The sequence below is a fragment of the Cytobacillus sp. genome (genome assembly GCF_032154635.1).
Lineage (GTDB): Bacteria > Bacillota > Bacilli > Bacillales > Cytobacillaceae > Cytobacillus.
Map to the genome: position 1 here is coordinate 59,587 of NZ_JALDXW010000010.1, position 12,047 is coordinate 71,633.

The 12,047-nt window shown below is 36.9% G+C and carries 8 protein-coding genes; 4 read left to right on the forward strand and 4 right to left on the reverse strand.

Features of this window, described 5'->3' with window-relative positions; all coding sequences use genetic code 11:
• Positions 1–85 precede the first annotated feature (85 nt).
• Positions 86–1,594, reverse strand: coding sequence for a malate:quinone oxidoreductase (locus RUH74_RS09260; protein ID WP_313800014.1), 1,509 nt, complete (start codon positions 1,592–1,594; stop codon positions 86–88).
• Positions 1,595–2,274: 680 nt separating this feature from the next.
• On the opposite strand from RUH74_RS09260, the gene RUH74_RS09265 reads away from it, so the two are divergent.
• Both RUH74_RS09265 and RUH74_RS09270 read left to right on the forward strand, forming a co-directional pair.
• On the forward strand, positions 2,275–5,730 hold the full coding sequence (locus tag RUH74_RS09265; protein ID WP_313800015.1) for a S8 family peptidase: 3,456 nt from the start codon (positions 2,275–2,277) through the stop codon (positions 5,728–5,730).
• A gap of 275 nt (positions 5,731–6,005) precedes the next feature.
• Positions 6,006–6,782, forward strand: coding sequence for a sulfite exporter TauE/SafE family protein (locus RUH74_RS09270; protein WP_313800016.1), 777 nt, complete (start codon positions 6,006–6,008; stop codon positions 6,780–6,782).
• A gap of 134 nt (positions 6,783–6,916) precedes the next feature.
• Here the strand turns inward: RUH74_RS09270 and RUH74_RS09275 are convergent, their stop codons facing one another.
• The 3 genes from RUH74_RS09275 to hprK form a co-directional block, all read right to left on the reverse strand.
• Positions 6,917–7,930: an HAAS signaling domain-containing protein gene (locus RUH74_RS09275; RefSeq protein ID WP_313800017.1), complete on the reverse strand. Its 1,014-nt coding sequence runs from the start codon at positions 7,928–7,930 to the stop codon at positions 6,917–6,919.
• Between the two features lies 1 nt (position 7,931).
• Positions 7,932–8,279 (reverse strand): PadR family transcriptional regulator, encoded by a 348-nt coding sequence (locus RUH74_RS09280; RefSeq protein ID WP_313800018.1) that lies wholly within the window; start codon positions 8,277–8,279, stop codon positions 7,932–7,934.
• Between the two features lie 252 nt (positions 8,280–8,531).
• Complete coding sequence (gene hprK / locus RUH74_RS09285) at positions 8,532–9,455, reverse strand: HPr(Ser) kinase/phosphatase (RefSeq protein ID WP_313800019.1); 924 nt, start codon at positions 9,453–9,455, stop codon at positions 8,532–8,534.
• A 333-nt stretch (positions 9,456–9,788) separates the two neighbouring features.
• Between hprK and RUH74_RS09290 the strand changes: the two genes are divergently transcribed.
• The gene (locus tag RUH74_RS09290; RefSeq protein ID WP_313800020.1) at positions 9,789–11,147 is read left to right on the forward strand and encodes an Nramp family divalent metal transporter; all 1,359 of its coding nucleotides are present in this window, start codon (positions 9,789–9,791) and stop codon (positions 11,145–11,147) included.
• 335 nt (positions 11,148–11,482) lie between these two features.
• Positions 11,483–12,046: an alkyl hydroperoxide reductase subunit C gene (gene ahpC / locus RUH74_RS09295; protein WP_313800021.1), complete on the forward strand. Its 564-nt coding sequence runs from the start codon at positions 11,483–11,485 to the stop codon at positions 12,044–12,046.
• Position 12,047: the final 1 nt, after the last annotated feature.

The window sequence follows — 12,047 nt, forward strand, 5'->3', positions numbered from 1 at the left end:
AAAGTCTTAGCCGAAATAAAAATGCCCCTAGAAAGTATTCATGCGAACACGTTCTAGGGGCATTGTCTTTTCTTTTGCTAAAAAGTTAGCTATATACCATTTCTCTTTCGCTTGTTTCACTTAAACCAAGCGCCTTTGCTGTTGATCGATGAATTTCCTTGAAAAACTCAGGGTTTTCCGACAATGACACGCCATAAGAAGGAATCATTTCTTTTATTTTTGCCTTCCATTCAAACATATGCTCTGGGAAGCATCTTTCTAATACCTCCAGCATGACGTGTACAGCAGTTGATGCACCTGGGGATGCACCTAGAAGCGCTGCAACAGAGCCATCAGAAGCACTAACCACTTCTGTACCAAATTGAAGTGTTCCCTTACCAGCAGCAGTATCTTTAATCACTTGCACACGTTGACCTGCTACAATGATATCCCAATCCTCAAGCTTTGCATTCGGAATAAACTCCCGTAATTCTTCCAAGCGCTTTTCATTCGATAACATGACTTGCTGGATCAAGTATTTGGTCAATGCCATCTCTTTTACACCTGCAGCCAGCATCGTGATAACATTATTCGGTTTTACAGAACCGATCAAATCAAAATTTGAACCTGTTTTTAAGAACTTTGGCGAGAAGCCAGCAAATGGTCCAAACAGCAATGATTTCTTATTGTCAATAAATCTTGTATCCAGATGCGGAACAGACATAGGAGGAGCCCCAACCTTCGCTTTTCCATATACTTTTGCATGATGCTGCTCAATCACTTCCGGATTGTTACATACCATAAATAATCCGCTTACCGGGAATCCGCCAATATGCTTTGATTCAGGTATGCCGGTTTTTTGCAGTAAAGGAAGACTTCCGCCTCCACCGCCAATAAAAACGAATTTTGCAGTATGGGATTCCGTTTTGCCGGCATGGATATCACGAACTTTCACTTCCCACAAGCCGTCGTTTGTACGTTTGAGGTCCTCCACACTATGCTTGTAGTTGATCTCGACATTGTTTCTCGCTAAGTGGTCAAACAACATCCGTGTTAATGCACCAAAATTGACATCCGTTCCAGAGTCGATCTTGGTTGCCGCTATCGGTTCACTCGATGTACGGCCTTCCATGATAAGCGGTATCCAATTCTTCAATGTTTCAGGATCATCGGAAAATTCCATTCCATGAAACAGAGGATTATTTGATAGCGCTTCCAATCGTTTTTTCAAATAGGCTACATTTTCTTCCCCTTGAACTAAACTCATATGAGGGATTGGCATGATAAAGTCTTGCGGATCGTGAATCAGATTGTTGTTAACTAGATAAGTCCAATACTGTCTGGAAAGCTGAAACTGTTCATTCACCTTTATCGCTTTGCTAATATCGATCGATCCGTCTGGCCTTTCGGATGTATAGTTAAGCTCGCACAGGGCCGCATGACCCGTACCCGCGTTATTCCACTCATTCGAGCTTTCTTCCCCTGCATTTGCAAGTTTTTCAAACACTTTAATTTCCCATTCCGGTGCTAATTCTTTTAGTAAAGATCCTAAAGTTGCGCTCATAATTCCGGCACCAATTAAGATAACGTCTGTTTTATTCTGTACGCTGCTCATAATAACCTTCCTTATCCGCTATATTCTCCAAAAATGTAGGCACTGCTGCATAGGTGGCAACTAATCTTGGAGCCACTTAGGAACACACCTTTTCTATCTTAATTATATAACTATCTCCTAGTCTATTATAATTATTAATAGATTAAAATATCTACTAATTTCTGATAATAATAAACTATTTAATTTTGGTAAAAAGGTAAGGTGCCTTTCCACTTGTAAAAATTGGAATATCAAGAGACGGAAATATTAATGATATAACTAGTTGCTATTCCTAATTTAAATATTAAGAAAATACTTTTATTTACCATTTAATAGTAATTCTTGTTATTTTATGAAACTACTAAGTAGTTATACACGTATTACATCATGTTCGTGAATAAGTGGTTTTTGAATAAAGCTCTATTAATTGCAATTATTATTAATAGTGTATCACGCTGGAGAAAAAGAATAATGGAATGAAAAGTGCATCTTAAAATTTTGAAAAGGCATTCGTATGCAAGATAAAGAGAAGGCTGGTGAAATTCAGCAATAAACAACTAAATATAATAAAAATATTTTTCTAATAAAGCAGTTCAAAATTCACCTAGAGAAACCATCATTATTCTTATTGTCTTCAACATTCTAAAAAACCATTTAATCAAAACATATGTTAGTTTTACATAACTGAAGGAGGTACACTCGTGAGAAACATTTGGAAAAAATCACTAGCCGTTGCTGCATCTGCTATTCTAGTTGTCCCTTCGATAGCTAGCGCTGCTGAAAATAATCTGGATTATAGCAGTATTGCAGCAAGCAAAGAGGCCCTCGTAAAAAACTTAGCTAAATCAGAAGCAGAGCTAAAACTCGAAGCATTTAAAAATAACAAAAAAAGTAATGAGACCCTTGATGTAGACACACTAATCATTAAATATAACAAGTCTATCCCAAGAAACATTCATAAAAAGGCAGGAACTCAAGTTATTAATTCGTTTCCTGGACTGGGCTATGATGTTGTCTATGTTCCGAAAAAACGCAAATTAAGCGATGTCTTAAAAACCTATAAGAAGCAAGCAGAAATTACATCCATCACCCCAAGTGTCAAATATAAAAAATTTGGTGAAGTTGATCCGAAAAAAAATAAAATGTATCATTTGCAAATATTAAATATTGATAAGGCTTTAAAATATGCTGGAAAGCATCAAGTAACGGTTGCTGTTATTGATGCTGGTGTTAACTATCGACATCCTGATTTATCAGCACAGGTTGTAACACCTTATAATGCAGCAGCACCAGCGAAATCAAGCATTCCTGATCTTCACGGTACACATGTAGCTGGAATCATTGCAGCAACAGCTAATAATGGCATTGGTGGACACGGAGTGAATCCAAATGCGAAAATCTTGCCAATTGATGTTTTTGGTGGGCAACCATTTGCAAATGATTACATCATTGCCCAAGGCATTTTGCATGCAATCGAGAAAAAAGTAGATGTCATTAATATGAGCCTTGGTGGTCCTTCTAGTTCACCAATTACTGCTGACGCTGTCCAAAAAGCAATTGATGCTGGTATTACAGTTGTTGCAGCAGCTGGAAATGAATCTACTGATGAGTATTCCTATCCTGCGGCATATCCAGGTGTAATTAGTGTAGGAAATATTAATAATAAAAAACAGCTTTCTGAATCATCTAACTATGGCCCTAGTGTAGATATTGTTGCTCCTGGTGAAGATATTTATAGTTCTGCTTATACAGACAATAAGCCCAATACTTTCATGGAATTAACTGGAACATCAATGGCAGCTCCTGTCATAGCTGGTGCTGTTTCTCTATTAAAATCGAAATATCCGAATTTAACACCATATGAAGTTGAGTATATTATTGAAAATACGGCAACTGATTTAGGTGAAAAAGGGTATGATCCGATATTTGCAAATGGATTAATCAACCCTGTTGCAGCTCTACAATTTGATATAAAAAAGCTTCCTAAGTATAAAAAGCTGAAAGGCATTGAACAAATTAATGCAGCAAAGCCTCTGAAAGAGCAAGGTGAAAATATTGAAAAAGGGAAATTAACTGCACAAGAGGAAACACATTATTATAAAATCCCTGTTAAAAACGGACAGCATGTTCAAACCGTCTTAGATGCTGCTAAAAATTATGACTACAAAATGGATTTTTATTTTTATCCTAAAGGCTCTGAGGCAAAAACTGTCGAACCAATAAAAATGAATAGGGCAAAAGCAGGTGAGCAGGAAGCATACTTATTTAGTGCAGAGAATGAAGGTACTTTAGTTATCGGTATTACTGATGTAAACGGAAATTATAGTAAATCAGGTAAATCTACATATACCTTTAAAGCGGAGAAATTCGCCCAATTAGTACCAAATTCTAACTCAATCCAAAGTCCTATCGAAGTAAAAGCATTCCCTTACTCTTCTAAGCAGCAAAAAGATGAACCATTAACACTTTTTAACACAGACAATATGCCTGATTATGATTACTTTGCTTTCGAAGTTGCTGAACCAACTATATTATCAACATCATTAGATGGCATACCTGGTGTAAATTCTTCCCTTTTTGTTTCCATGCTTAATGATGAAGAAACAGAGCCCATTTTACTCGCAAATGCCGAAGATAATGGGATAGGAACTGAAAAACATCTTTCGTTCCAAGCTGAGCCCGGCGTTAAGTACTTATTAACAGTATCAAATGAGAATATGCTAGACTTTGATTTTGATATTGGTTCTCTTTTAGGTGAGGGATTGGGTATAGAAGGAACGGAAGAAGAAATTTCTTTTGACTATCATGCTTACCCTTATAATTTAAAAATTGAACAAGTTCAGCTTCCTCAGGATGAAGATGGTCTACCATTAAAGATGGAAGAACAAGATACTGCTGATCATGCAAACAAGATCGATGAGTTATTGAGCGAAGAGGACGATTTCTTTACTGAAATACAAACGGAGGCTATTCGTAAAAATGCTATTCCACTAACAGAAAAAGAGCAAAAAGGATTTTTCCAAATTTCCGGGGATAAGGACTATTATTCTGTTAATCCTTCTGAAGATTCCATTTATAGTCTATTTGTACAAAAAGGATCTGGTCAACAAATAAGTACGACCATTTATGAGTATGATTCAGAATCAAAAATGCTCATACCTTATCAAAGCATGTCAAGTGGAGGAGGCCTTCTTGACTTATTAGGAATGGCAGGCACTCCATCTCCATATGTTGCCTTTAAAAAAGATACACAGTATTTCATTGAACTAGAAAATGCTTCAGGGAATATTTCTGCTGATCCTTATACACTATCAATGAAGAAAGTAACGAACTCACCTGAAAAGGATTTAGACAATAACAGCATCGAAAATGCCGTTGCCATTCAGCAGGGAAAAGTTTATGATAATTACTTCATTTATGAAGGTGATACAGATTTTTATTATTATAAACATACAGGTAAAGATCAAATTATCGATTTGAAAATTTTAGAGAAAAAATTATCTGCTCAGGAATTAAATAAATTGCCTAAAGACCTGCTAGATGAGCATATTTTCTCTGGTCTATTAATTGAAGATACAAACGGAAACAAAAAAGTTGATAATAACGAGATTCAAGCAGCCGTTCCTTTTGGAGCAAGTATATTTAATCTTTCTCCTGGGGACATTGAAGCATCCTTTAAAGCCAAAAAGGGGAATGGTTATTTCATCGTTATCGAATCCATGTTCTCTTCCATAAACCTTAAGCCTTATCAAGTTAAGTTAGTTGGCTTAAAAGATCAATTAGCTGACGAGGATGGAAAAGTGACAAATCATGTTCCTGAAAAGCCATTAAAATTGAAAAAAATAAACAATACTAAATTTGAAGGTCAAGGATATATGAATGCTGGTGTTCCATTTGGCGATATCGATCATTTCGTTCTAGACTTAAACAAGAAATCTAAAGTCTCAATGGTTCTTAATATGGAAAGTTCACTTGATGGCGTATTGAAAATCTTCAACTCAAAAGGCAAATTGATTAAGAGCTTTGACCAATATGGTGCAAATGACGAAGAATTAGCAAACGTAGAATTAGAAAAAGGGAAATATTATATCGAAGTTAGTGAAGCTTTCGGAAAAGCAAGCACATCTCCATATAAGCTTACAGTTACATTAAAATAATCACCTGCCAGTCTTTAAGGTGAATTTCAAGAAATCGGCGCATGCGCCGATTTCTTTACTAGATGTATGAAAAGGAGCAACCAGGAGATGCCAATCACATAACAGTAAGGTTATTCACTGGACGTGGGCAAAAAGGAAGACATGATCTTAACTAACATCGATTAGCCTCATATACAGCCTACTCATCATTTGTTAAACACACTTATCGAATCTGTTAACAGCAATGATATAATGGATTGTATAGTTGATGGCAAATAATGATAGAGGTCTAATACATGTTCACAAACTTATTTCTTTTTAGCATTGTTATCTGTTCCAATTTAATTATTGGTGTTTTATTAGGGATATCCGGAATTTCCGGATTTCTGCTCCCTTTAATTTATGTTGGACTTTTAGGGATGCCTTTGCATGATTCTCTTGCACTAAGCTTCTTATCCTTTGCTGTTTCGGGCATAATTGGTGCCTATTCCTATTGGAAATCCAAAAATATGGATTTAAAACTTGCCTTATTCTTGAATATTGGGAGCCTTCCAGGTGCATTTCTAGGTGTGCAAATCAATGTGTTAATCTCTGATTTTCTGGCAGAGCTTCTTCTCTATTTATTTATCCTGTTAGCTGGATTATCTATTTTATTTAAGAAAAACAATGAACATCCCATTACAAAGCAATCCATTCTATTAAATCATTCATTTGTTGTTATTCTGCTTGGATTTCTAACAGCGGCTATTTGCGCACTAACAGGTGCAGGCGGTCCGATCTTATTAGTACCATTACTAGTTAGCCTTGGCGTCAATATTCGGGTGGCAGTGGGGGTAAGTCTATTAAACTCCGTTGTCATAGCTATCCCATCTATATTTGGCTACTTTGCCCATGCTAATTTGGAAACCACCACCCCGTTAATTGCTGCTAGTTTACTTGGGACAATGATCGGAATACTCACCGGTGCTCGCCTCGCAAATAAAGTACCTATTCACTTTTTAAAAATAATGATTGCCGTCATAACCATCCTCTCTTCCGTTTACATGCTGGTTATGCTACAAGTGGGGGCCTGACCACCGCTTTTTGTTTCACTAAGTGTATAAATGAAGATTTTGGTAAATTCTTATTTTCCTGCCTTCCCCGTACCAACGATTTAATCCAAAAAAGCACAATGGTTTAAATCGTCCCCCTGTACTTTTTAAGAGCTTTATCTCCCTTTCCGTACTCGAATAAAACCATCTGCGATATCCCACACTAAAGCAAATAAGAATAGAATAAGCAGCCATAATGTCGTTTGTTCCCAAACACTGCGTATGGTTGTATAAGTTTCGCTGTGTGCTGTTAGTAAGCCACTGTCTACCAATTGTGCCATGAAGTTTGGATTCCAAATGTTCGGTTCAGCAATAATAAATAGTAAGCCAATAATTGAAATAATATTTACGACTAATGTAAATAATACAAGCTTCATTGTCCATCTTCCATAAATCATTTTCAAACACTCTTTTATCATACCAAAACCGAAAATCAGCAAAATAAATAGAACGTAGTAGCCATAATACTCTTCGTTAAAGAAGGGGATTACTTCTTTAAACTTTCCAGCATCAAATAACCATACACCTAGATAGTCACCGGAAAATACGAAAACCGTAATACAGATGATATAGAAAATGATTCCAGTTATCGCTTCTCCTCTTTTTACTCGTCCTTTAGGATGGGGAACTGGTGGTAAATCAGAGGGGCTCCACCTCCGTTTTGGCTGCAGTTCTTTCCTCTTAAGATGTGTATTGCCTGCAAATTGAATAATCGCAAAGGCAAATGTCGTCCAGCCAAAAGCCATCGGTAACCCCGTCACTAAAGAAATAATAAAGGAGATAAAAGATTGTAATATAGAAGGCGGGTCCAAAATAATACTAATAATAAATGAAACACCAATGACTACACTTGTAGAAATTAACGCAATTTTCAACACCATTACATAATGATCAAATAATTCTGGGCCAACTAAATAGCGTTTCATTCCCCGATATTTATTTGCTAATTTCCTAGGTTCACCAAGTTCTACTAATACTTCTTCCACATGTTTTTCTGTTATTTCTCCATCTTGTACACGTTCATCCAGCATATCTTCAATAAGACCGCGAAGCTCCTTTGCGATGTCCTCTCGCTGAGATGGCGGTAATAATTGAGTGACTGCATAAACATATCGTTCAATTATCTCCATTTCATAATCCCCCTTTGCTTTTAAGCAAATTGTCTAAATTCCCTACCATGTCCTCCCATTCAGCAACAAGCTGATCAAACACCAGCTTTCCACTTTCACTTAAAAGGTAATATTTGCGTGGCCTCGTTTCATTTGTATCCCATTGACTTTCTAAAAGGCCTTGTTTTTCTAGCCTTCGAAGCAAGGGATATAAAGTTCCTGCTTCTACAGGGAACCCCTTTCCTTCTAATAAGGATACAAGGGAATATCCGTATTGCGGTTCATAAAGCTGACTTAGAACACCAATCGTAAGCGTGCCGCGTCTTAATTCCTGCATTAGTTTATCTAAATGTTCATTTGTATCCCTCATGTCATCAACTCCTATTTTCATTATACTGTATGACGCACACTATTGTGAGTCATTTATTATTTTTTATTTAAAATATTTTTTGACAATTAATTACATGTGTTTAACTAAATATTAACAAGAACTGTCCTTACAATTTTAAATTTCAAAAATAATATCCAGTAAAAAAACTCCCATGCATCTGCATGAGAGTTTTTACATTACTGATTCATTTGACCGCTTTCAATTGTCCATTAAAGATTGGATTCTCACCCACTATTCTGGGATATCCGCCTTAATCCTGCTCATGAACTCTTCCGCTGCGCTGTATCCTTGCTGCTTCAAGTACCAGTTATTTGCTGCTGCCTCAATTAATCCCCCTACATCCCTTCCAGGCTGCAGCTGGATTTCAATAGATGGAATTTTCACCCCCATATAATCTGTATAGTGAAATTTTTGGTCTAATTCGTTATACAAGGCATCTTTTTCCCATCTTGTCAAATGAATATCAAGAGCGATTCGTGTTTCTTCCTGAAAAGCCCTGCGACCGTATAAGCGAACCACATTCAGCAGCCCGATACTTCGAAGTGCCAAAAATTCTTTTGTTTTCTCATCATGTGTACCTAGGATTGTTCGTGGACTAAGCTTCTTTAGGACAACGATATCATCAGCAACGAGCCGGTGTCCCCTGCGAATTAATGTATGCGCCGTCTCACTTTTTCCTACCCCCGAATTGCCGCGAATTAAGATCCCAATGCCAGACACATTCATACAAACTCCATGTACTGCAATTTCTGGAGCTAATTCCTTTACTAAATACGCATCCAATCTTGTAATAAACTCTGAAGTTGTCTCGGAGCGTTTTGCCACTAACAAAGGAATTCCCTGTTCTACGCAATGATGAGTTAAATAGGTAAGGTCTTCTTCACCAGCCGTTACAATAAAGCATGGGGGATGATAGTGTACGATGTTTCCTATTCGAACTTTACGTTCCTCTTTTGTTAACTTATGTAAATAGGTAATTTCTTTTTTGCCTAGAATTTGAACTCGTTCTGTCGGAAAAAAATCAAAATGGCCAACGAATTCCAATCCCGGGCGATGTACCCGCGATTGTGTAATTATTTTATGAAGCTGACCTTCACCAGCTACTACTTTCAAGGAAAACTCCTTAATCAAGTTTTCAACGGTTATCTTTTTCACTCTTCTCTCACCGTCCTAATAGCTCTTTTATAGTTGAATTATACTCAAGAGTAATGGAAACGTCATCCATTTGCTGACTCTTCAAAGACTGTATTACATTCCCCTTAGATTTATGCACCTTTTTCAAGGATGTTTGGCTAGTTGGAGTAAACGAAAACCATTTCAAAAAGATAGTTAAATACGAAAGTTGCACTCAGGCAAAAAATGTTTACAAAGGAAAGAATCAGCGTTAAAATTATTGCAATATAAATTACTAAACGTGAACTTCTTTAAAATAAAAGTTGCACTCAGGCAACTATGTTACCTTTATACATCTTTTAGGAGGAATTATTAATGAGCACTCAATCAAAAGGTGCAACAGAAGATAATGGCTGGCTGAAAAAAAGTTCAACAGTAAGTTTAGAGGAGATTAATAGTACAGTTCGTATTCCAAATAAAGACGGCTTTTGGCGCAAGCTTTTGGCATTTGCCGGTCCAGGATCCTTAGTGGCGGTTGGGTATGTTGATCCTGGGAACTGGGCGACATCTATTGCGGGCGGTGCACGCTTTGGTTACACACTTCTGATTGTTATTTTACTATCGAACGTAATCGCTATGCTGCTGCAGTCATTAGCCTCAAAGCTCGGAATCGTTACCGGAAGAGATCTGGCCCAGGCAACGAGAGATGCAACTGGAAAAAAAACAGCCATCTTTCTTTGGATATTAGCGGAATTAGCCATCATCGCCACAGATCTAGCTGAGGTAATCGGTTCAGCCATCGCCTTACATTTATTATTCGGGATTCCATTATTACTCGGGATTGCCATAACGACATTAGATGTACTGCTCTTGCTTTATTTACAAAAGAAAAGCTTTCGTATAATTGAATCGATTGTCATCGTTTTAATGGTTACGATATTTGTTGTCTTTGCCTTTGAGGTAATCATATCAAAGCCTGAAATTGCCGCATTATTCGGCGGATTCATTCCAAAGGCGGAAATCGCCACCAATCCGCAAATGCTATTTATTGCTCTAGGCATATTAGGTGCAACTGTCATGCCGCATAATTTATATTTGCATTCTTCCATTGTTCTAACAAGGCAGTTTAAAAGAACAAAAGAGGGGAAAAAAGAAGCCATTAAATTTTCACTAATTGATTCTACTTTTTCATTATCTATCGCATTTCTCATTAACTCTGCTATTTTGATTCTTGGGGCAGCTGCTTTCTATGGGACTAATTTAAACGTATCCGAAATTGAAGCAGCCTACAAATTACTTAGTCCCACATTAGGAGTAGGAATAGCAAGTACTTTATTTGCAGTTGCCTTACTTGCATCAGGGCAAAACGCTACAATTACTGGTACAATTAGCGGACAAATTGTCATGGAGGGATTTATTAATCTGCGAATTTCCCCATGGCTTCGCCGATTAATTACACGCTTATTAGCAGTCATTCCTGCCTTCCTAGTGACTTGGCTTGCTGGTTCTAAAGGTACGGGGGAATTGCTCTTATGGAGTCAGGTAGTGTTAAGCTTAGCACTTCCTTTCGCTGTGATTCCTTTAGTTATATTTACAAGTGATAAAAACAAAATGGGGGAATTTGCAAACAAAGGGCCAGTAAAAATAGTAGCCTGGGCATGCACCGCTATCATCGTTTTATTAAATATCTTCTTAATTGTTTATATCGTTATGACAGGTCATGACCTCGGGTAACCGGAGGAATCTATTTCAAAAAACTGATGAAGGCTTTATCTGATCCGTTTTTTATTTTAATGGCCCTATATTCGTTTATTTTCTCATTTAAACAAGCATTTGAGCAGTGAATTACTGTCCGATATCTATAAGTTTATCATCTATGAAGTTATACAGATAAAGTAAAAATGAATATTTAATTAAAATAATTATTGCATTTAGGTTGACATTAATAATTACGCCTATATAATAATTAGTATAAACAAGAAATTGTTATAGATAGATAACTTTTCTCAGTATCCTTTGAACAAACGATCTATAACATTTAAAAACCATTTTTAGGAGGAATTTTTACTATGTCACTAATCGGCACAGAGGTTAAACCATTTAAAGCACAAGCATATAGAAACGGAGAATTTCTTGAGGTTTCAGATGCAGACTTCAAAGGTCAGTGGAGTGTAGTTTGTTTCTATCCTGCAGATTTTACATTCGTATGTCCAACAGAGCTTGAAGATCTTCAAGAACAATACCCAGCTCTTCAAGAACTTGGAGTTGAAGTATTCTCAGTTTCTAGAGATTCTCATTTTACACATAAAGCATGGCATGATACTTCAGAAGCAATTGGAAAAATTACTTATACAATGATCGGCGATCCGTCACATACGCTTTCTCGTAACTTCGATGTATTAGTTGAAGAACTAGGTCAAGCTGACCGTGGAACTTTCATCATCGATCCAGACGGCATTATCCAAGCTGTTGAAATTAATGCTGATGGCATTGGCCGTGATGCTAGCACGCTAATTAACAAAATCAAAGCAGCACAATATGTTCGCAACAATCCTGGTGAAGTTTGCCCAGCAAAATGGAAAGAAGGCTCTGAAACACTTAAACCAAGCCTTGATCTTGTAGGTAAAATTTAAG

Excerpts from the sequence above, each read along its gene's own strand:
- RUH74_RS09260 (WP_313800014.1), bottom strand. The coding sequence starts at position 1,594 with ATGAGCAGCGTACAGAATAAAACAGACGTTATCTTAATTGGTGCCGGA.
- RUH74_RS09290 (WP_313800020.1), top strand. The coding sequence starts at position 9,789 with ATGAGCACTCAATCAAAAGGTGCAACAGAAGATAATGGCTGGCTGAAA.
- RUH74_RS09270 (WP_313800016.1), top strand. The coding sequence starts at position 6,006 with ATGTTCACAAACTTATTTCTTTTTAGCATTGTTATCTGTTCCAATTTA.
- RUH74_RS09275 (WP_313800017.1), bottom strand. The coding sequence starts at position 7,930 with ATGGAGATAATTGAACGATATGTTTATGCAGTCACTCAATTATTACCG.
- RUH74_RS09280 (WP_313800018.1), bottom strand. The coding sequence starts at position 8,279 with ATGAGGGATACAAATGAACATTTAGATAAACTAATGCAGGAATTAAGA.
- ahpC (WP_313800021.1), top strand. The coding sequence starts at position 11,483 with ATGTCACTAATCGGCACAGAGGTTAAACCATTTAAAGCACAAGCATAT.